The sequence below is a fragment of the Roseateles sp. P4_D2 genome, assembly GCF_056401875.1.
Window position 1 is genome coordinate 122,751 of the sequence record NZ_JBFUIM010000011.1, and the last position, 20,236, is coordinate 142,986.

At 68.4% G+C, this 20,236-nt stretch carries 20 protein-coding genes; 5 read left to right on the top strand and 15 right to left on the bottom strand.

What is annotated here, in order from left to right; genetic code table 11:
• Together serB and AC1DW0_RS20010 are read left to right on the top strand one after the other, a co-directional pair.
• Positions 1-747, top strand: coding sequence for a phosphoserine phosphatase SerB (serB, locus tag AC1DW0_RS20005; protein ID WP_056197976.1), 747 nt, complete (start codon positions 1-3; stop codon positions 745-747).
• Positions 744-1,478 carry a substrate-binding periplasmic protein gene (locus AC1DW0_RS20010; protein ID WP_477947568.1) on the top strand — a complete coding sequence of 245 codons (735 nt, stop codon included), beginning with the start codon at positions 744-746 and terminating at the stop codon, positions 1,476-1,478. Before serB ends, AC1DW0_RS20010 begins: the two co-directional genes overlap by 4 nt.
• Here AC1DW0_RS20010 and AC1DW0_RS20015 read toward each other — a convergent pair whose 3' ends face one another.
• The 4 genes from AC1DW0_RS20015 to AC1DW0_RS20030 form a co-directional block, all read right to left on the bottom strand.
• Positions 1,479-2,309 (bottom strand): PEP-CTERM sorting domain-containing protein, encoded by an 831-nt coding sequence (locus AC1DW0_RS20015; RefSeq protein ID WP_457392440.1) that lies wholly within the window; start codon positions 2,307-2,309, stop codon positions 1,479-1,481.
• A 32-nt stretch (positions 2,310-2,341) separates the two neighbouring features.
• Complete coding sequence (locus tag AC1DW0_RS20020) at positions 2,342-3,082, bottom strand: PEP-CTERM sorting domain-containing protein (RefSeq protein WP_457392443.1); 741 nt, start codon at positions 3,080-3,082, stop codon at positions 2,342-2,344.
• Between the two features lie 17 nt (positions 3,083-3,099).
• Positions 3,100-5,421: a pectate lyase family protein gene (locus AC1DW0_RS20025; protein WP_477947571.1), complete on the bottom strand. Its 2,322-nt coding sequence runs from the start codon at positions 5,419-5,421 to the stop codon at positions 3,100-3,102.
• A 779-nt stretch (positions 5,422-6,200) separates the two neighbouring features.
• A complete protein-coding gene (locus AC1DW0_RS20030; protein ID WP_477947573.1) occupies positions 6,201-6,431 on the bottom strand; it encodes an RNA-binding S4 domain-containing protein in 231 nt (76 codons plus the stop codon).
• A 256-nt stretch (positions 6,432-6,687) separates the two neighbouring features.
• Here AC1DW0_RS20030 and AC1DW0_RS20035 point away from each other — a divergent pair, with 256 nt between their 5' ends.
• Positions 6,688-7,425, top strand: coding sequence for a PEP-CTERM sorting domain-containing protein (locus AC1DW0_RS20035; RefSeq protein ID WP_457349785.1), 738 nt, complete (start codon positions 6,688-6,690; stop codon positions 7,423-7,425).
• A 90-nt stretch (positions 7,426-7,515) separates the two neighbouring features.
• Here AC1DW0_RS20035 and AC1DW0_RS20040 read toward each other — a convergent pair whose 3' ends face one another.
• The 4 genes from AC1DW0_RS20040 to AC1DW0_RS20055 are packed head-to-tail and all read right to left on the bottom strand — an operon-like array spanning position 7,516 to position 11,691.
• The gene (locus AC1DW0_RS20040; protein WP_477947575.1) at positions 7,516-9,231 is read right to left on the bottom strand and encodes a thiamine pyrophosphate-binding protein; all 1,716 of its coding nucleotides are present in this window, start codon (positions 9,229-9,231) and stop codon (positions 7,516-7,518) included.
• 30 nt (positions 9,232-9,261) lie between these two features.
• The gene (locus AC1DW0_RS20045; protein WP_477947577.1) at positions 9,262-9,753 is read right to left on the bottom strand and encodes a hypothetical protein; all 492 of its coding nucleotides are present in this window, start codon (positions 9,751-9,753) and stop codon (positions 9,262-9,264) included.
• Positions 9,754-9,794: 41 nt separating this feature from the next.
• Positions 9,795-10,355 carry an Lcl domain-containing protein gene (locus AC1DW0_RS20050; protein ID WP_477947579.1) on the bottom strand — a complete coding sequence of 187 codons (561 nt, stop codon included), beginning with the start codon at positions 10,353-10,355 and terminating at the stop codon, positions 9,795-9,797.
• Positions 10,356-10,365: 10 nt separating this feature from the next.
• The gene (locus AC1DW0_RS20055; RefSeq protein WP_477947581.1) at positions 10,366-11,691 is read right to left on the bottom strand and encodes a hypothetical protein; all 1,326 of its coding nucleotides are present in this window, start codon (positions 11,689-11,691) and stop codon (positions 10,366-10,368) included.
• 97 nt (positions 11,692-11,788) lie between these two features.
• Between AC1DW0_RS20055 and AC1DW0_RS20060 the strand changes: the two genes are divergently transcribed.
• Positions 11,789-12,349 (top strand): YceI family protein, encoded by a 561-nt coding sequence (locus AC1DW0_RS20060; RefSeq protein ID WP_477947583.1) that lies wholly within the window; start codon positions 11,789-11,791, stop codon positions 12,347-12,349.
• Positions 12,350-12,625: 276 nt separating this feature from the next.
• On the opposite strand, the gene AC1DW0_RS20065 is transcribed toward AC1DW0_RS20060, so the two are convergent.
• The 5 genes from AC1DW0_RS20065 to AC1DW0_RS20085 form a co-directional block, all read right to left on the bottom strand.
• On the bottom strand, positions 12,626-14,803 hold the full coding sequence (locus AC1DW0_RS20065) for a S46 family peptidase (RefSeq protein ID WP_477947585.1): 2,178 nt from the start codon (positions 14,801-14,803) through the stop codon (positions 12,626-12,628).
• A gap of 119 nt (positions 14,804-14,922) precedes the next feature.
• Positions 14,923-15,291, bottom strand: coding sequence for a hypothetical protein (locus AC1DW0_RS20070; protein ID WP_056198000.1), 369 nt, complete (start codon positions 15,289-15,291; stop codon positions 14,923-14,925).
• Between the two features lie 109 nt (positions 15,292-15,400).
• Positions 15,401-16,228: a cupin domain-containing protein gene (locus AC1DW0_RS20075; RefSeq protein ID WP_056198002.1), complete on the bottom strand. Its 828-nt coding sequence runs from the start codon at positions 16,226-16,228 to the stop codon at positions 15,401-15,403.
• Between the two features lie 12 nt (positions 16,229-16,240).
• On the bottom strand, positions 16,241-16,954 hold the full coding sequence (locus tag AC1DW0_RS20080) for a sigma-70 family RNA polymerase sigma factor (RefSeq protein ID WP_082532694.1): 714 nt from the start codon (positions 16,952-16,954) through the stop codon (positions 16,241-16,243).
• A 9-nt stretch (positions 16,955-16,963) separates the two neighbouring features.
• Positions 16,964-17,371 (bottom strand): cupin domain-containing protein, encoded by a 408-nt coding sequence (locus AC1DW0_RS20085; protein ID WP_056198005.1) that lies wholly within the window; start codon positions 17,369-17,371, stop codon positions 16,964-16,966.
• Positions 17,372-17,456: 85 nt separating this feature from the next.
• On the opposite strand from AC1DW0_RS20085, the gene AC1DW0_RS20090 reads away from it, so the two are divergent.
• Positions 17,457-17,942, top strand: a complete 486-nt coding sequence (locus AC1DW0_RS20090) for an SRPBCC family protein (RefSeq protein ID WP_056198007.1) — start codon at positions 17,457-17,459, stop codon at positions 17,940-17,942.
• A gap of 152 nt (positions 17,943-18,094) precedes the next feature.
• On the opposite strand, the gene dcd is transcribed toward AC1DW0_RS20090, so the two are convergent.
• Together dcd and AC1DW0_RS20100 are read right to left on the bottom strand one after the other, a co-directional pair.
• On the bottom strand, positions 18,095-18,661 hold the full coding sequence (gene dcd, locus AC1DW0_RS20095) for a dCTP deaminase (protein ID WP_056198009.1): 567 nt from the start codon (positions 18,659-18,661) through the stop codon (positions 18,095-18,097).
• Between the two features lie 14 nt (positions 18,662-18,675).
• The gene (locus tag AC1DW0_RS20100) at positions 18,676-20,235 is read right to left on the bottom strand and encodes an ABC transporter substrate-binding protein (protein ID WP_477947588.1); all 1,560 of its coding nucleotides are present in this window, start codon (positions 20,233-20,235) and stop codon (positions 18,676-18,678) included.
• Between the last annotated feature and the right edge of the window lies 1 nt (position 20,236).

Consider the following 20,236-nt stretch of genomic DNA (forward strand, 5'->3'; position numbering starts at 1 on the left):
ATGCGGCCCATTGATGGCCTGCCCTATCCTGACTCCGTGACCTCCCCCGCTTCTGACGGCCTCGTCCTGCGCGACGGCCCCGCGCTGCCGCCGCTGTCCCATTTCAAGCTTGCCGCCTTCGACATGGATTCGACGCTGATCAGCATCGAGTGCATCGACGAGATCGCCGCACTGGCCGGCAAGGGCTCCGAAGTCGCCGCCATCACCGAAGCGGCGATGCGGGGCGAGATCACCGACTTCAAGGACAGCCTGCGCCGCCGCCTGGCCCTGCTCGCGGGCGTGCCGGCGACCGTGCTGGACCGCGTGCTGGCCGAGCGGCTGACGTTCAACCCCGGTGCGCGCGAGCTGTGCGCGGCGTTGAAGGCGGCCGGGCTCAAGCTCGTGCTCGTCTCCGGCGGCTTCACCTTCTTCACCCGCTTCGTCGCAGCCGAGCTGGGCATGGACTTCGTGCGCAGCAACGAGCTGGAGATCGTCGATGGCGCCCTCACCGGCCGCGTCGTCATGCAGGACTGGGGCGACATCTGCGACGGCGAGCAAAAGCGCCTGATGCTGCTGCAGAGCTGCGAGTCAGTTGGCTGCCGGCCCGACCAATCAATAGCCGTCGGCGACGGCGCCAACGACCTGCCCATGATGGGCGCGGCGGGCCTGTCGGTGGCCTATCACGCCAAGCCCAAGGTGCGCGAACAGGCGCGCATCGCCATCAACACAGGCGGCCTGGAGCGGCTGCTGGAGCTGCTCAGACCGTGAGGCGGCTGGCGGCGCTGCTGCTGGCCACCGTGCTCGCGGGCACGGCGACGGGGCAGCCGCTGCCTTCACCACCCCCGCTGCGATTCGTTGCGGCCACCAACAACGCCCTGCCCATCGCAGAGTTCGACGCCAACGAGCGCCTGGTCGGCGGCATGGTCAAGGACCTCGGCGAGCTGATCGCCGCCGGCCTGGACCGCCCGGTCAGTTTTGTGCCGATGGCGGGCAAGCGCGTCAGCGCCGCCCTGCTGGCCGGCGAGGCCGACGCCGTCTGCTTCGTGCTGCCGGAATGGCTGCAGGGCGACTTCCGCTGGACGCGCGGCCTCATTCCCGATGCCAGCCTCGTCGCAGCCCATGCCGACGCCCCGGCGCTCAAGACGCTGGAGCAGGTCGCCGGCCAGCCCCTGGGCACGGTGCAGGGCTACAGCTATCCGCGGGCAGAGCAGGCGCTGGGCAAATGGTTCAGGCGCAGCGACGTGCCCAGCATGGCGGCCAACCTGCGGCGGCTGGCCGCGGGCAAGGTGCGGTATGCGCTCGTGGAGAAAACCTCGCTGCAGTTCTTCCTGCGCGAGCAGCCGAACGCGCCGGTGCGCATCGCCTGGGTCATCAATCAGTTCGACGCGCGCTGCGCCTTCTCGCCACGCTCGGGTGTGCCCTTCGCCGAGCTGGCCTCGGTGCTGGACCGCCTCGTCAGCGACGGCAGCGTGGAGCGGGTGCTCGCACGCTACCGCTGATCAGCCCCGCAGGCGCCGGCGCGCCACGCCACCCATGACGGCCAGGCCAGCCAGCATCAACGCGTAGCTCTCGGGTTCGGGCACGGCCGTGACGGCCAGCACGTCGGCGACGATGGGCGTCGAGTTGGACCCGGCGACGGTCGTCCAGTTGGCGTTCACGGCCAGGGCTGACTTCAGTTGCGCCATCGAGCTGAAAGGCGCGTCGTTGGTCGTGACCTGCGCCGTGAACTGCGTGTAGCGCGTCGCCGTCGCGGCGTCGACCTTGTACTCGCGCAGTTGGATGCCGGAAAGGCCGGTCGCGGCAGTGGGATTGTCGGACGAGGTGTAGGTGCCGCGGTTGGAAAGTGCGCCCAGGAAGGTGATGGCCGAGGCCTGGTAGTTCGTCGCATAGGACGCGGCCTGGAAGGCGTAGAGGATGTCGCCGCCGCTGGAGATGTTTGACGCGCCGCCGTTCAGGTTGACGACCACGCCGTTGGCAGTGCCGCCGGCCGCGCCGGACTTGGCCGCGTACTGGCCGTTGACGCCCGTGCCCAGCAGCGCCACCGACGTACCTGCATTCACCTTGGCGCTGGCCGTCCAGGACCAGAAGGTCTCTGCCGTCGTCGAGAACACGCCGGCGGCCGGCGTCGTCTGCAGCACGTTGGTGTCGGTGAAGTAGATCGTCGTGCCCGCGGCGATGTCGACGAAGCTGACGAAGGACCAGCCGCCGACCGTCGTGTTGCCGTTCACGCCGGTGAAGGCGAATTGGGTGTTGGTCAGCGAAGTGCTCGCAGCCTGGACGGTGCCGATGGAAGCGGCGGCCAGGGCGATCAGGGTCAGGGGCTTGTTCATGGATGGTCTCCGTTGTGTTGTCGTGGTTGGAATCAGCGGGCGCGCCGGCGTCCGACGGCCAGGGTCAGCAAGCCGCCCAGGACCAGCAGGGCCGAGCCCGGCTCGGGAACGGGTGCGGCGGCGAGCACGAGGTTGTCGAGCGACACGCCGTAGTAGCTGTCGCGGTTGGTCAGCGAGAAGCCGGCGATGTCGGCCGCCCCGCCCGTGCGTGCGAAGGCATAGCGGCCATCGCTGCGGCCGCTCAGATCAACGGCCTGGATGAGGCTGCCGTCGGTGCGGTACAGGCTCAGCGTGATCGCGCCGCCGTCGGCATCGCGCAGCTGCAAGCCCAGGGCCGACACGGGCGAGGCGAAGCGGGCCGAGATCGCGCCGAAGCCGTCGGCCGCGCCGGCCTGCGGGCCGACGCCGAACAGGGCCAGGCCGTCGGCGTCACCATAGTTGTAGGCGCCGAGGTTGGCGCCGGCTGCGCCGGCCAGCAGCGTCAGGCCCACGCTGGGCGCGCCGATGCTGAGGTCGTCGAACCAGTCCTGCGCCACTGCGCCCGGCCGCGGCGCCTTGGCCACGGCCAGCTCCTGGCCCGCGAAACGCTCGCCGAACTGCATGCCGCCACTGCTCAGCAGGCCATCGATGGCAGCGCCATCGGTCAGCTCGGAGAAGGTGACGGCGGCACCGCCGAGCGAGGCATAGGCCACCTCGTTCGTCGCACCGGCCTGGGCCGCGCCCACGGCGAGGCCGAGCAGCAGCGCGGCCAGGGGTTGAAGTCGGAATCGCATGTTGTGGTCTCCTTTTTTCAGCGGCCGCCGCCGACGATGCTGACGTTGTCGAAATCGGCCGTGACGACCGCGCTGTTGCTGCCCGATGAGAGGGCCAGGCCGACGTAGAGGCTGGCGGCCGTCACGTTGACGTTGGTCTTCTCGGCCCAGGTCACGCCGTCGGTGGACGCGGCGGAATACAGCGCATTGCCGCGCCGCTGCACGCGCACCCAGACGGGCGGCGTGGACGCTGCAAAGCCAGCCAGGTTGGACTTGTTGTTGCCGTTGATGGCGGCGCGGATCTCGCCGGTCGTCGAGTAGCGCGCCGTCCAGGCATAGACCGGGCTGCCCGTGATGCCATCCGCCGCGACGACACCGGCACGCGCCGAGTCGGCGTTGCCGCCCTGCGTCACGACGCGGGCCGTGAAGGTGAAGTCCCCCGTCAGCGCCGTGTACTTGAAGTTGAAGGTGTAGGGGCTGCCGGTGTTGATGGCGCCGGCGCCGGACAGCGTGTAGGTGCCGGTGGCCTGCACATAGGCGGCAGCGGGCACGATGGCGGTGACCAGCGGGCTCATGGCCTGCTCGCCGCTGCCCGTGCTGCAAGGCAGGGTCACGGTGCAGGCCGTGCCTGGAATCAAGGGCGGCGGATTGGGCGACGGACTGGGCGCGGGTGTCGGGGCTGGCGCCGGCGTGGGCGATGGGCTGGGTGCGGGGCTGGGCGTCGGGCTGGGCGTCGGGGATGGGCTGGGCGCCGGCGAACCGGGCAGCGGCGCGGGCACGGGGCCCTGTGCGGCGAACAGGCCCACGCGACCGGCACCGGCCGCCGCCTGCACGGCACCGCGCGCGGCGTCGGCCGTGCGCAGCGTGTAGGCATACGGCGGCACCCAGTTTTGCGCCACCGGCACGCCCTCGCAGCCCTGTAGCTCGATGTCGACAACGGCGGTCATCGGCTTGCCCAGGTCGTCCTTGTCGCTGATGAAGCGATGACCGCTGCTGCGCATCGAGATCGCGTCCTTGCCGCCGGCCAGCTTGCCGCAGACCTCCTTGGGCTTGAGGCCGGTGAACTCGTAGAAGTTGTTCTCGTTGATGACGTCGGACTGGTAGCGCGCGTCCAGGCCCGAGCCGAACTTCATGTCGTTGTCGCTCGTCGTCGTGCTGCCGGTGACGAGGTTGTTGTACATGTGCAGCTGGCCGAAGCGCACCAGCGGCAGGCGGCTGTAGGCGTAGTTCCACCAGTTGCCGGTCAGCGTCACGTGCAGGCGGCCGGCGTCGCTCCAGGCGCGGCCGGAGTCGCCGTTGCCGATCAGGCTGTTCTTGTGGTGCTTGCTGAAGACGCTGTTGGAAATGGTCACGTAGTCGCTGCCACGCACCACGTCCAGCGCGCCGTCGTGGCGCGTGTCGCTGGCCAGCGAATCGGGCGTGTCGCCATCGCTGATGGTCACGTGGTCGAGCCAGATCTGCTGGCCGCGCGTGACAGTCAGGCCGTCCATGTAGGCGTTGTCGCTGTCCTCGGGGTTGACGTCCCAGGGCGTGTCGATGGCCAGGTTGCGCAGGATGATGTTGCGCGTCCAGGTCGGGTAGGCCTCCGGGTCCTTGCCCGCCGCGACCCAGGTCTTGAAATCGGCCTCGGGGTCGCCGCCGGGCGCCAGTGCGGCCTCGATGCCGATCAGCAGCTGGGTGCCGGTGATGCGCGCCGGGCGGCCGTTGCTGTCGTTGATGCCCACCAGCGTCGTGTTGGACGGGATGGAGAAGGAGCCGCCGTTCTTCTGGTCCAGGAAGCCCGTGTACTCCTCGAACACCGTGTTGCCATCGCGCCAGCGGAAGTCGATATGGCCGACGACGCGGATGATCTTGGGCTGGTTCTTCGCCTCGCGCAGCGCGGCCAGCAACTGCTCCTTGTTGAAGACCGTGTAGATGCGGTTGGCCGCGGCCGAGGAGCCCCCAGTGACCAGCACCCTGCCCTTGCGCGACTGGTTGTGCCAGCCGGTGTCGGGTGCCGTCTCGCGCTCGAAGGTCAGCTGGCCGCCGGTCGGGTCGACGGTGGCGAACTGCCAGGCCGGCAGCTTGGGCGCCGCGCGATAGTTGCTCGGGTTGTGCAGGCCGCTGATGGTGACCGGCGCCGCGTAGCTGCGCGTGCCGACGTCGAAGAGCAGCGGCGCGGTCGTGTCGGTCAGGTTGACGGCGTCGATGACCGGCGCGGGCGGCGGCGGTACCGGGCGCGGGTCACGCACCGCCAGGGCCTTGGCGGTTGCCGTCTCGTTGCTGGCTGCCGGTGCATCAAGGCGGCTAGCCGAGGCCTGCTCGCTCGACTGCGGCGAGGCGATGCTCGCGGGGTTCTCCTGGCCGCCCCCGCAGGCCAACAGGCCAAGCGAGATGGACGAGGCCAGCAGGCCCAGCTTGGGCCGAGTCCACCGAATCAGGGGACTAGCGCCCCCCGCCGAGTCGAGAAAGGGGGCTGGGGTAGGCGCGGCTTGCAGCACAGGCTGGGAGCCTGGGCTAGAGCCGCAACACCGCCCTGCCCCCTTTCCCGGCTCGGCCCGAAGGGTGAGCGGCAAAACGGCCGCACTCGTCGTTGAAACTGCTCGCCAGGTGTCCAACCTGGCTCCGCGTTTCGCCTCGATTGCGGCCGTTTTGCCGCTCACGGGGGGCACTAGCCCCCTGATTCGGTGGACTGGGGTCATGGCATGTCTCCTGGCGCGCTCGTACAGCGCGCGCTTTGTCTTTGTTGGGCATGCCGCCCCCTGGGCTCGAGCGTTCGCAAGGAAGCAGGCGCAGGCCCGCCTGGCACCGACCCGTCAGGGGTCAGGCGCGCAGCGCTTCAGCAATGGCAGGGGACGGGGGATCGGCGGCAGGCCGAGATGGCGCTTCGGCCCTCGCGGCACCGGCTCGCTTGGGCGTCAAACAGGGGAGCGGGCACAGCAGGCGCCTCGCACTGCGTCGGCTGACGAAACCCCGGCCACCCGGCGGTATCCGGTCAGCGGTTTCGGCTCAGCGAGCAGTTGGAACAGTGTTTCGTTTTTGGGATTGACGGTCAACGCCGGGCAATCCCTGAGGGCATTTGTTCAGGGGGCGAGGCGAACCCGCAGGCAACGTTGTCGGCCGCTCGCACGATGAACGCCTCACCGTCATGCCGGCCGAGTCAATCGCCGCTCGGCCCCTGGATCACCCTGACCTGCTGGCCGCCAAACTCAACGAGCTGGCCGGCGCGCATCTTGGCCGTCTTGCGCAACTCGACTTGGCCGTCCACCCTGACCTCACCGGCCGTGATCAGCGCGCGCGCCTGGCCGCCGCTGTCGGCCAGGCCGGTGGCTTTGAGCAATTTGTCGAGTTCGATGAACTCGCCGCGCAGTGGGAGGTCGATGGCAGGCATGCCGGGATTGTCGTCGCCGCGCTCCCGCGCGCGCTGCTCCACGTGGCCGTATGCTGGCCCGCGCAAGGTCATCATTTATTCCCACCCCCCTAGAATATCTATGTCGAAAACATTGACAGTCATTTCATTCGGACACACCCGTGAATAGGAATTAGTGTGTACCAACAATGACTTAGGTAACTTGGCACGGGTGGTGCTAAAGGAGGTTGTCTGGCGGTTTTTTCCGCATCTTCAGCAACCCTCAAGGGAGTTCTCGATGACCAAGTTCCTTACCTCCGTGGCACTTGCCGCAGGCCTGATGGCCGCTGGCAGCGCCAACGCCTACCTCGTCTTCACCGGCGTCGACAACAACGGCAATGCCAGCGCACAAGTCGCTCCCACGAACTCGATGGCTGCTGAAACCAGCTTCAAGAGCAACCTCGTCGGCGTTGGCACGGAAAACTTCGAAACCCGTGCTGGCGGCGCGCCGCTGGCCCTGGACTTCGGCGCTGCCGGCACCGCCACGCTGAACGGCGCTGGCTCTGTCGCCACCAACACCGCCGGCAACACCAACGGCGCTGGCCGCTACTCTGTCCCCGGTGGCACCCGCTACTGGGAAGTGTCTGCCGGCGGCGGCAGCCCCTTCCAAGTCGACTTCACCAATTCCCTGGCAGCCTTCGGCTTCTACGGCATTGACCTGGGCGACTTCGGCGGCACCCTGACGCTGGAACTCTCCAAGGGCGGCGTCGTGGTCGGCTCGCAAGTCGTCACCACCGCAGCGCAGAACGTCGCTGACGGCAGCGTCCTGTACTTCGGCCTGATCGCCTCCAACGCCTCTGAAGAATTCGACCGGATTCGCTTCCTGTCGACCGTCGGCTCCGGCGACATCTTCGCCTTCGACAGCTTCACGATCGGCACCAAGGAACAAGTGCGTCAGCTGCCCGAGCCGGCCAGCCTGGCACTCGTCGCCGGTTCGCTGCTGGGCCTGGGCCTGGTGCGCCGTCGCCGCGCCTGATAGAGCATCAGCTCACGCCAAAACGGCGGCCTTCGGGCCGCCGTTTTTTCTTGGGTCGCGCCGTTTTGCACCGCCGCGTGCAATGTCAGCTCAAGCGTGACCGGCCTTCAGCGCCGATTCACGGATCGCGGTCAGCGTCGTGCGCGAGGTGCTGACGTCGGCCGACAGGCGCAGGTGGATCAGCGCCGGCCGGCCCGCCGCGATTGCCGCATCCAGCGCCGGGCCGACCTGCTCCGTGCTCTCGGCCTTGAAGGCCACGAAGCCGAAAGCCTCGGCGAGCTGGGCAAAGTCGGGGTTGAAGAGGTCACTGCCCGACACGCGGCCCGGGTACTCGCGCTCCTGGTGCATGCGGATGGTGCCGTAGGTGCCGTTGTCCACGACCACGACGAGCAGCTTCTTGGCGCCGTAGCCGGTGGCCGTGGCCAGTTCCTGGCCCGTCATCAGGAAGTCGCCGTCGCCGGCGATGTTGACGACCCAGCGGTCCTGCTGCAGCAATGAGGCAGCGACCGCGGCGGGCACGCCATAGCCCATGGCGCCCGAGGTCGGTGCCAGCTGGCTTCGGCCCTCGCGGTGCAGCGCCGTGTAGCGATGGAAGCGGTGCAGCCAGCCGCTGTAGTTGCCGGCGCCGTTGGTGAAGATGGTGCCCTCGGGCAGCTTGGCATCAATGAGGCGGATGACCTCGGCCATGTCCAGCGGCGCCACCGGCACGGGCACGAGGTTGTCCTCGTAGTCGGCATGGGCCGCCTCGGCCCATGCACGCCAGGGAATGTTGGCGGGCGGGGCCAGCGCGGCCAGGGCCGGGGCGGCCGCGCTCATGCTCGCGTTGATGAGCAGCTCGGCCGTGTAGACGCGGCCCAACTCCTCGGCGCCGGCGTGGATGTGGATGAGCGCTTGAGCGGGCCTCGGCGCCTGCAGCAGCGTGTAGCCGCCGGTCGTCATCTCGCCCAGGCGCGGGCCGATGGCGAGGATGAGGTCGGCCTCCTTCACGCGCGCGGCCAGCCTGGCATTGATGCCGATGCCCACGTCACCGGCATACAGCGGGTGGCGATTGTCGAACAGGTCCTGGAAGCGGAATGCGCAGCCCACCGGCAAGCCCCACGCCTCGGCAAAGGCCTGCAGCGCGGCGGTGGACTCAGGCGTCCAGCCGCCGCCGCCGGCGATAACGAAAGGCTTCCTGGCCGCTGCCAGGCGCTCGCACAGCTCGGCCAGGGCGGCCGGCGTCGGCGCCGCTTCGGCGGGACGCACGGGCGGCAGCACGGGCGCCGTGATGGGTTTGGTCAGCATGTCCTCGGGCAACACCAGCACAACCGGGCCGGGCCGGCCCTGCATGGCGGTGTGAAAGGCACGTGCCACGTACTCGGGCAGGCGCTCGGCGTCGTGCACCTCGCCCACCCACTTCGCCATGCCCAGCGTGCCGGGGCCGAACATCTGGCGGTAGTCCACCTCCTGGAAGGCCTCGCGGTCGCGCTGATCGCTGGCGACCTGGCCGATGAAGAGGATCATCGGCGTCGAATCCTGGAAGGCCGTGTGCAGGCCAATGCTGGCGTTCGTCGCGCCCGGGCCCCGGGTCACGAAACAGATGCCGGGCCGCCCGGTCAGTTTGCCCTGCGCCTCGGCCATGAAGGCCGCGCCGCCTTCCTGGCGGCAGGCGATGAAGCGGATCTTGTCGGCGTACTCGTGGAAGCCATCGAGCACGGCGAGGTAGGACTCGCCAGGAACGCCGAAGGCCGTGTCGACGCCCTGGGCAATCAGCGCCTCGACCAGCTTGTGGCCGGCCAGACGGGGGGTGGTAGCTTGTCTAGTCATGTTGAGACTTTAGCTGGCGGCTGCTCCACTTCAGCGGTTCCCGTTGACTGCCCGTTCTATAACCCGCTCCCTCAGCGTGTCGTCACGCGTCAGGTCCAACGCCTTGTGAAGCGACGACGGTCCGCTGCTGAATTCGGCCGGCTTGCTGACCGGCGTGGCCGGCAGCACGTTGACGGGCGCTGCTGTCACGGCCAGCTCCTGGTGGCCGGGCGGGCACTCGACATTCGTATACGAAACCTGCTGGCCTTTGACACATTTGCGCAAGCCTGCCGGCCGGGACCTGGCCGACGTGGAGGTAGCAGCATCGGCCGCCGGGCGGGCGGCGACCAACGGCTCGCCGAGGCTCGGTGCCGATGTGCTTGACGCGCGCGCTGCCCCCAGCCATGCCTGCAGCTGTTCCTGCTTCTGCCAGACCAGGCCGAGTGCGGCAAGAAGAATCGTCGCAATCGCAAGGCTACGCAGTGACATGGCAGAACCGGGAAAACGTGGTGGCGACCACTTTACCGGCGAGGCGAACGTCACATCGGGCACGTCCTACCTGAGTTCCCCGCTGAAGGAGCCCGTCAGGGCGCCAGCGTGCGCACGAGACGCACCAGCTGCTTCTCGCGCTTGGGACTGCTGCGCACCGCGCCGCCAGGCTGCTCCACCACCCAACCCGTCTGAGGGGACAGCCGGTCGACCTGCCGCTCGGTCGTGCCGCGCTGCACGTTGGCGTAGCTGTAGGTGTTCACGGCTTCGCTCTCGATGCGCACGGTGCTGGTCCAGTACCAGCCACTGGGCGCATCGGGCATGAGCACGGCGGCTTGCTGCTTGCCGCCGATGTGTTCGGGCAGGCGCTTGAACTCCTGCGCGCGGGGCACGCGCCAGAGCCGGCCTTCGGCCTCGCTGCGTGTGCGGGCCGACACCAGCGCCTCAGCATGGGTGAAGAGCTTGATCTCGCCGTCGCAGCGCCGACCATCCCAGTGCCTGCCCTCCACACAGCGTGACCAGGCCAGCCCGGTGGCAGCGTCGATCAGCTCTTGGCCATCGGCACTGGGCGTGAGCTTGGGAGCGGCGTCCTCCGCCATCACGGCGCAAGGCATGGCCAGAGCAAGAGCCAAGGCGGCAATCACGCAGGTTCGCATACGGTCTCCATCATCGTCCGGCCGCCTGCACCAGCGCGGCGGCCTCGGTTGGGCTCACGGCCCCCTCGCCCGCCAGCTCGACGACAACGAGATAGCCCGCCAGGTCATTGCGCGGGCTGGCGGCCGCATAGGTCTGCGCCAGCGTCAGCTGCCGGCTGGCAAGAAGGCGGCCGGTGGCGGGGTCCCAGTCTTCGTTGGAGATCATGCAGCCCTGCTGCGGCGTACCGGGAAAGTAGCTCGTGCCGGCGTAGTAGGCCGGATTGAGGGTCGTGCCGTGGATGAGCAGCTCGTCGCGCCCGGCGCGGCCGGCCAGCCAGGCTTCCTTGATGGCGGCGAAGCTGCGCCAGCTGGGCGGCAGAAAGCTCTCGTACAGCGCCTCGCTCCAGGCGGCCGGCGTGTCGGCATGCTCGAACTCGGCCACCGTCGCCTCGACGGGCAGCTTGCTGTGCAGATAGGGCGTGGGGCCGATGTTGGGATTGGTGGCCGTGCCGGCGCCGACGATGGTGAAGACGCCCTGCGGCGTGTTGCCATTGGTGATGGTGCCGGGCAGGCCGCTGCGTGACAGCGCCAGCTGGGGCTGGGCGAAGAGCTGGCCGCGCGCATCGCGCACGAAACGGCCGTCGGCAGCACGCACCAGCACGAGGCCCATGTCGACGCGGCCGGGGCGTTGCAGGCTGTAGATGACGGGCAGGCCCGGGCGCAGCGGCGCGGCGAGCAGGTCGGCCAGCGGCGGCTGGGCCATGCGCACCGGGGCCACGTCGTCCATCAACGCCACCAGCCGCGGGTCGTCGCGCCACTGCGGGAACTGGCGCGGCACGAGGTCGCGGATGAATTCCGCGTAGCCGGGGTTCATCGCTTTCAGCGTGTAGGCCGCGATGGCAAAAGGCTTGCTCGCCGTGAGCTGGGTCAGCAGCGGCTGCAACGCGGCCTGCACTGCAGCTTCGTTCGGGGCCGCGTACAGAGCACGCGCCGCGGTCAACAGCGCACGCTGGTAGTCCACGTCCCGGCTGGCCAGAGTCGGCAGGGCCTGCAGCAGCAGCGGCCGGGCGGCGTCGATCTCCAGGTTGTACTGCGCCACCAGGTCAAACAGCTTGGGCAGCGCCGCGTCGCGCTCGGGGCCGGGCGGCAGGGCGATGCGGGCACGGATGTCGGCCAGGGCCGCCTCGCGCTGAGCACGTTCGCCCGCCGTCGACATGGCGGGCCAGCTGAAATCGGCCGGGCGCAGCGCCAGCAGTTCGGCGGCGCTGTAGCGCTTCTCGGTGGTTGGCTGGGGCTTCAGGGGTGCACAGGCAGCAAGGGCGAGCGCGAGCAGGGTGAGGAGGCGACGGGCGATCATGGGGCAGGGAAATTTGCAGGCTGCTGTCGAAATCGCGCGGCCCGCTTCGTCATAGTGTCAGGCAAGCGCCTCTCATCACCCTTCACCGGAGACTCCCATGAACCGACTGACCCTGCTCCCCGTCTTGTTCGCCGCCACACTGGCCCAGGCCGCGCCGGCCACCTATGTGGTCGACCCGGCCCACACCTACCCCAGCTTCGAGGCCGACCACATGGGCATGTCCTACTGGCGCGGCAAGCTGACGAAGAACGCGGGCAGCATCGTCTACGACAAGGCCAATGGCAGCGGCAGCGTCGACGTGCAGATGGATCTCGCCAGCATCGACTTCGGCTTGGAGGCGATGAATGCCTGGGCAAAGGGCGAGCAGTTCTTCAATGTCGCCAAGAACCCCGGCGCCAGCTTCAAGGGCCGCTTCGAGGGCGCTGTGCCGGCCAAGCTGGTCGGCGAGCTGACGCTGAACGGCCGCACCAAACCGATGACGCTGACCATCCACCAGCTCAAGTGCATGCCCCACCCCCTGTTCAAGCGCGACTGGTGCGGCGCCGACGCCTCGGGCACGTTCAACCGCGAGGACTTCGGCCTCACGGCGGGCAAGGACTGGGGCTTCAAGATGGACGTGAACCTGCGCATCCAGGTGGAAGCCGTCGTCAAGGAGTGATGAAGCCCCTCGCCTGGTCTCGCCCCGCTGAACGCGGGCGAGTCCAGTCGGTCTTGCAGACCGCGCTGCGGCTTGCACCGCAGCCCTTCGGCAGGCACATGCCGCCCACTGGGCGCCATGTGTCCGGCCTCAGCCCCCGCGGGGATGCCGATGCTTGCGGCATTGAGCCGCAAGCACATCGCTTTACGCGGGCCGGCTAGGGAGCGGCCCGGCGCTCGGTCCGCATGAAAACGAAAAACCGGCCCCTGGAGGCCGGTTTGCATTGGACGCGCTAGCTTACTTCACACCCATCTCGTCGAGCAGCCGCGTCGTCTTGTCGACGGTACTCATCTGCCACAGCATGTAGCGCGCGTCCAGCGAGATGCTGCGGACCATCTTGGGGTCGAAGCTCCAGTCCGAGATCACCGCGTCCAGCGTGCCGTCGAACAACAGGCCCACCAGTTCGGCGTTCTTGTTCAGCACCGGGCTACCGGAGTTGCCACCGGTCGTGTCCAGCGTGGACAGGAAGTTCACGGGCACCGAGTCCAGGCCCTTCACGTAGTACTTGCCGAAGTTGCGCGCCTTGATGGCGGCGAGCTGCTCGGCGGGCGCATTGAACTCGCCGCCGGCCTCGTCGGGCCCCTTGTGCTTGGCGACGATGCCGCGCAGCGTCGTGAACGGCGTCCAGGTGCTGCCGTCGGTGCCGGGGTTACGGCCCTCGACCTTGCCGTAGCTGATGCGCAGCGTGCTGTTGGCATCGGCGTAGACGGCTTCGCCGCGGCTGGCGTGGTAGTCAATCATGGCCTGCTGCACGCCGGCATAGGCCTTCTGCAGCTTGCCGCCGAGTTCCTTGTCGCGGTTTTCGAGGCGGCGATCATCGTCGTACAGCGCGACGGCGGCCTTGATGAAGGCGTCGTCGCTGGCCTTGAAGGCCGCCACGTCCTTGTCCAGCCAGGCCATGCGCACGGCGGTGTCGGAGAGCTTGCTGCCCGCGTAGAGCTTGTCCAGCTGGGCACGGATGCTGGCTTCGTCCTGACCAGTCTTGAGGCCGTATGCATCCACCCAGGCCGGGTTCAGCGTGTTGGCCGGCTGGGCCAGGTACTGGGCCAGGAAGTGCGAGGCCAGGCGCTTGTCGGTCTGCTCGTCGTAGCGGCGGTCCAGCGTCTGCTGGGCGGCGCGCAGGCGCGGCAGGTCGCGCTCCTGGTAGCCGGACTTGCGCTCGGCATCGGGCTTGGCGCGTTCCTGCGCCACGAGGTAGAGCTGGCGGGCCGAAGTCAGCAGGGCGGGCGTCATGAAATTGGCCAGCAGCTCGGCGCGCGTGATGGCCTCGCGCTCGGCCAGCAGGCTTTGCGCCGCGGCGACATCGGCGCCATAGCGGGCCTTGCGTTCTGGCGAGCCGTTGACCCAGGCCTTGAGCTTGTCGAACTCGGCCTTCTTGCGGGCCAGGATGTCGCTGCCGTCGTAGCTCTGCTGCTGGCCCTGCAGGTTCTTGTAGTAGTTCTGCAGGCCCTGCATGCGCGAGGCCATCTTGATCTCGCCATCACGGCGGCCGGCGGTCTCGGCCTTGATGAGGTCGATGGCCTCACCCATCACGCGGGTCTGCGTCGGCTGCTGCCAGCCGAAGGCGAAGTCGACCTCGGTGGGCAGGCGGTGGCGGTCGGTGCGGCCCGGGTAGCCGGCCACCATGACGAAGTCGCCGGCGTTCAGGGGGCTGCTCGCCATCTTCACGTGATGCTTGGGCAGATAGGGCTTGTTGTCCTTGCTGAACTCGGCCGGCTTGCCGTCCGGGCCGACATAGGCGCGGTAGAAGCTGTAGTCGCCGGTGTGGCGCGGCCAGACCCAGTTGTCGGCGTCGCCGCCGAACAGGCCCACGCCGGTGGCCGGCGCGTGCACGAGGCGCACGTCGCGGATCTCAAGCTGCTTGATCAGCTGGTACTGCAGGCCGCCGAAGAAGGCGTAGACGTTGCAGCGGTGGCCCTTGTCGGCCTCGCAGGCGGCGACCAGGCTCTTCTCGGTCGCCTCGATGGCGTCGGTGCGGGCCTTGCCGGTCAGGGCACGGGTCTTGTCGTTGAGGATCTCGGCGCTGACGTCCTTCAGGTCCACGGTCACCCACATGCGGCTGCCGGGCGCGGCGGGCAGTTCATCGGCCAGCGTGGCGGCGTAGAAGCCGTTCTTCAGCAGGTCGCGGTCGGGCTTGGAGTTGTACTGGATGCTGCCGTAGGCGCAGTGGTGGTTGGTCACCGCCAGGCCCTGGGGCGACACGAAGCTGGCCGTGCAGCCACCCAGCGACACCACGGCACCCATCGGAAAGTCGGTCAGGTCCTTGAGCTTGGCCGGGTCCATGGCCAAACCGCCAGCCTTCAGGCTCTTGGCGATCTGCGGCAGTTGCTTGGGCATCCACATGCCTTCGTCGGCATGGGCGGTGGCTGCGGCCAGGGCCGCGAGGGCCAGCAGCGAAAGAGAGTGACGTGTCATGGAGCGGTTCGGCAAAAAGACGAAACCGCGAGGGTAACTCGGGGGCGGCAAATCCCCGGGGTGAGGAAAGGCAGGCTTCGGCTGGCGGGAAGCCCCGCGATCAGGGGACGGTCAGCCCCTCAATGCGTCATACCGATCCATTCGCCGGCGGATTGATAAGCCTCGAACAGGTCCAACGCCAGCTCGCGCAGGCCGGGGTGGTCGCTGGCGTGGCCGTCGGCCAGGCGCTCGTAGGCGTACTGGCGGTCGTAGAGCATGCGCGTCGGGTTGATGGCCAGGCCGGCATCGTTCATCAGCTGGCCAAAGCGCAGCAGGTCGCGGCTGTTGACCGGACCGCTGGTGGCGCCCGCCACCGTCAGGCCGAGAGCGCGGATGTCGCCGAGATTGACGCCCTGCGCGATCTTCAGGCCGCTCCAGGCATGACCCGGGTCGCCCAGGCCGCGGGGTTCGTCGGCGGGGATGGGGATCAGGTGCAGCGGGATGAGCATGACGGGCCTCGGACAGCTTGGCTGTGATGGCTGCCATCGTGCCGGGGCCTCGGCAAAACAAAGACCGGATAAAGCCCGAAAAGACCGGGCTTGTCCGCGCTGATGCCGCTCAAGTGAACTGCAGGTCGAGATCGCCGTGCGCGTAGATGATGACGCCCGTGTCAGTCTCGGTGATGCGGTGGCCGGTGCCCGCGGGGGCGAGCTGGTAGTCGCCCTGCTGCAGCAGGACGTCATCGAGGAAGAGCTCGCCCTGCACCATCAGGCATTCCTCGTCATGGCCGTGGCTGTGCACGGGCACGCTGGCGCCGGGGTCGGCGCGGTAGAGCAGCGCGGCCTGGCCGCCGCCCGCCCACAGTACGCGCCGGCGAATGCCCGGCGCGAACTCGGGCCAGCCGGCCTCGGCGTCGCGCACCAGCGTGCGCTCGCTGGCGTGGCCCTCGGCCTCGCGCACGAAGACATGGGCGCCATCGCGGGTGGCGAGCTGCGGCGTATTGCCGGCGGGCAGCAGCAGGAAGTCGCGCAGCCCCAGAAGCTCGCCATCCACATCGACGCTGCCACGCACGACGAGGAATTCGCGTGCGCCGGCAGCGGCCAGGTCCAGGCGGGCGCCGGGCTGCAGCTCGATGACGCGGGCCGCACGCGGTTCGCCCGGGCGCAACGCCTGGCCCTCGGGGGCACGGTAGAGCCAGCGTTGATGGACGCCGTCGGCCAGCGCCTCGGGCTCGGTGCGGCGACGGCGCACGGTGACCATGCCGCGCTCGGCGTCGAGCGATTGCTGCAGGCGGCCGCTCAGGCGTTCACCGAGGCGGCCGGGCGACGCGGGGGCCGCCCAGGCGCTTGCAAAGGGTTCACTGAGCAACGGCGTCATGTCGTCACCCGCATCGGATTCGGGGCTGGATTCGGGGGCGGATTTGGAGGTAGGGGGCAGCGTCGTCATGGCGTCCTCCCTTCAGGCCGGCAGCGCATGCGCGCCAGTGTCGCCCAAGGCCTCGCGCAGTGTGATCAAGGCGCGGCGGATCTGGGATTTGACGGTGCCCAGCGGCAGGCTGGTCTGGCTGGCGATCTCTTCATGCGACAGGCCATTGAAGAAGGCCAGCGCGACGAGCTGGCGCGGCTGGGGCTTGAGCAGCAGCAGGGCGCGATGCAGTTCGGCATGGCCCTGGGCCACGGACAGCAGCTCGTCGCCGGACTCGGCCGCGGGCGCCGACAACGGCACGCTCTCTTCGTCGAGCTCCTCATGCTGGAAGCGAGCCTCGCGGCGGATCGCGTCGATGGCGCGCGAGCGGGCCATGCCCAGCAGCCAGGTCAACGGCCGACCGCGCTCGGGGTCAAAACGCGGCGCCTGGCGCCAGACCTGGAAAAACACCTCCTCGGCCACTTCTTCAGCCAGCTGGCTGCGGCGTACCAGCCGCAGCACCAGACCGTAGACGCGCGACAGCGTCGCTTCATACAGGGCCAGCAACGCGCGCTCGTCGTGGTCGACGATGCCCTCGATCCAGGCGGCAAGCTGGGCATCGTCCAGCGACGGGCAGCCGGGCTTGGCGGCAGCCGCCTCGATGGCACCGCCCTCTTCCATATCGGCGTCCGGCAGCTCGACGTCGTCGAACAGCAGCGCCGCATTGGGTGGCTCGTCGACAGCTTCGGTGGGGTGTGGCAGGGTCATGTGATGTCCTCAAACCAACAGTTGGTCCGCATGCGGCTCGGCGCCGCGCAGAAAGATGGTGGCACCCGTCTCGGTGCTGATGCTGGCGTGCAGGCTGCCCGCGCGGGCCAGGTGGTAGCCCCCGGGGCCAACCTCGATCTGGCTGCCGACCTTGAGCGTGCCTTCCAGCACCAGGCATTCCTCATCCACCGGGTGGCGGTGGGCCTCGAGCCGGGCGCCGGGCGCCAAGCGCAGCAGATAGCTCAGAATGCCCTCGTTCTCATGCAAGACCTTGATCTGCACGCCGTCGCCGAAAGGCTGCCAGCCGGCCGCACCCGCGGGCACGGTCAGGTGGCTGTCGTCGGTGTCGGCCACGCGCTCCAGCAGGCGCCGGCGGATGGCGCGGGCCTGGGCGGGGGTGGCGATGGTCGAGGTCATGTAAGGCTGATACGCAGCGGTAAGAATTCCGGATGCAGCGTAAACCTAGGCATCTACCCTGGGTAGCCTGGCGTATCCCCTTTGCATGCCTCAAGTCGCCTTTTTTGACCTCGTCAGCCACTGGCGCCTGGATGCGCCGGTCCCCCGTGTCTGGCAGGCCATCACCCAGACCGAACACTGGCCGCTGTGGTGGCCAGGGGTCGTCGCCGTGAAACGCCTCGTCGACGGCGACGCCCAGGGCGTGGGCCGCCAGCAGCAACTGACCTTTCGCACCGGCCTGGGCTACCGGCTGCACCTGGTGCTGGAGGTGACGGAAGTGCTGCGCGAAGAGCGCCTGCGCGCCCGGGCGGGCGGCACGCTGGCAGGGGAAGGCATCTGGCTGATGAAGCAAGCCCTGCCGGAGGCGGGCGGGCATACCGACGTCACCTTCGTCTGGCGCGTCACGCTGCCGCCAGGCATCCTGCGCTGGCTGGCGCCGGTGCTGGCGCCCTTGTTTCGCTGGAATCACAAGCGGGTGATGCGGGCGGGTCGGATCGGGTTAGTCCAATATCTGGCGGTGATAGGTGGGTGAGCCTTTGCGGGCCGAGTGCCGGGCCGCTCCCAAGCCGGCCCGCCTTGGCGATGTGCTTGTGGCTCAATGCCGCAAGCATCGCCGTCCCCTTGGGGGACCGGCTGGGTTCGCCCGCGTTCAGCGGCGCGAGACCGGACGAGGGGCTGTCAAGTTCATGCCTTGGGCAGCGTCACCCCCACCTGCCCCTGGTACTTGCCGCCGCGGTCCTTGTAGCTGACCTCGCAGACCTCGTCGCTCTCGAAGAACAGCACCTGGGCGCAGCCTTCACCCGCGTAGATCTTGGCCGGCAGCGGCGTGGTGTTGCTGAACTCCAGCGTCACATAGCCTTCCCACTCGGGCTCGAAGGGGGTCACGTTGACGATGATGCCGCAGCGGGCATAAGTGCTCTTGCCCAGGCACACCGTCAGCACATTGCGCGGGATGCGGAAGTACTCCATCGTGCGCGCCAGCGCAAAGCTGTTGGGCGGGATGATGCAGACGTCCTTGTTGATGTCGACAAAGCTGTTCTCGTCGAAGTTCTTCGGGTCCACCACCGTCGAGTGGATGTTGGTGAAGACCTTGAACTCGGGCGCGCAACGGATGTCGTAGCCGTAGCTGGAGGTGCCGTAGCTGATGATCTTGCGGCCGTCCTGCTCGCGCACCTGGCCGGGCTCGAAGGGCTCGATCATGCCGTGCTCCTGGCACATGCGGCGGATCCATTTGTCGCTCTTGATACTCATCTCGTTTTCCTTGTTTAGCGCGGCGTCACACCGTCGAAATACATGCCGCCATCCAGATCCAGGATGAAGCCTTTGACCGCTGCGCGCTCGGGCACGGCCAAGCGCCCGTGGGCGATGGGTGTCCAGGGCAGCTCCGTCATCGCGATGCGCTGGGCCTTGGCGTAGATGGCCTTGCGGTCTTCCTGCTTCAACGCTTGCCTGGCTTCGGCCAGCAGCTTGTCGTAGGTCGGGTTGCACCAGAAGCTGCCGCTGGCGGAGCCGCAGGCGAGCTGGCCGGCCGTGTTGGCGGGTTCGGGGTCGCCGTTCCAGCCGCTGAGCGCGGCGTCATGCTCGCCGGCATCGATGCGGCGCAGGTATTCGCCCCACTCATAGGTGACGATGCGCGCGTTGACGCCGACCTTGGCCCAGTCCGACTGGATCATCTGCGCCATGCGCTGGCCGTTGGGGTTGTAGGGGCGCACCACCGGCATGGCCCACAGCGTGATGTCCAGTGGCAGCACGCCGGCCTTCTGCAACATGGCACGGGCCTTGGCCGGGTCGTAGGGCACGGGCTTGAGCGTGGCGTCATGGGCCCAGTTGGCGGCCGGGATGACGCTGCTGGCCAGCACGCCGGCGTCGCCGTAGACGGTGCGGACGATGGCCGCCTTGTCGATGGCCATGTCCAGGGCCTGGCGCACCTCGACCTTGGACAGGGCCGGGCGCTTGGTGTTGTAGGCCAGGATGCCGATGTTCATGCCGGCCGCTGTCGCCAGTTTGATGTTGGGGTCCTTCTTCAACTCGTCCAGCTCGGCCGGGCCGACCGGGTAGGCGATGTCGCATTCGTCGCGCTTGAGGCGCTGGGCGCGCACGCTGGCATCGGTCGTGATCGCGAAGACGAGCTGGTCGGCGCGCGGCCTCTCGTCCTTGCGCCACCACGTCTGGTGCTTCACGTAGCGGATGACACTGTCGGCGCGAAAGCTCTTGAACTGGAAGGGGCCGGTGCCGACGGGCATCTGCGTGATGCGCTGCGGCGTGCCGGCCTTGAGCAGCTGGGCACCCAGCTCGGCCGACTGGATCATCGTGAAGGCGAAGCTCAGCGCCGACAGGAAGGACGCGTCGCGCTCGGCCAGCGTGATGCGCACCTGGTGGTCGCCCAGCTTCTCAACTTTGGCGATGAGTTTTTCCCAGCCGAAGGACATCACATAGGGCGACACGCTGGGCAGGGCCTTGGCGAAGGCGCTGTCGCGGCTCAGCAGGCGGCCGAAGGTGAAGATGACGTCGTCGGCATTGAACTCGCGCGTCGGCTTGAAGCCTTCGACGGTATGCCAGGTCACGCCTCGGCGCAGCTCGAAGGTGTAGGCCAGGCCATCGGGGCTGATGCTCCAGCTCGTTGCCAGGCCAGGAATCAATTGATCCGTGCCGCGCTTGACCTCGATGAGGTTGCTGAAGATGGGCATGTGGGCGACATGGTCGATGCCGCTGTCTGTCATCGCCGGGTCGAAGGTCTTGGGGCTGCCGGCGGCGCAGAAGCGCAGCGTCGTGTCGGCCTGTGCGATCAGCGGCAGGGCCAGCAGCAGTGCGGCCAATCGCTTCAAT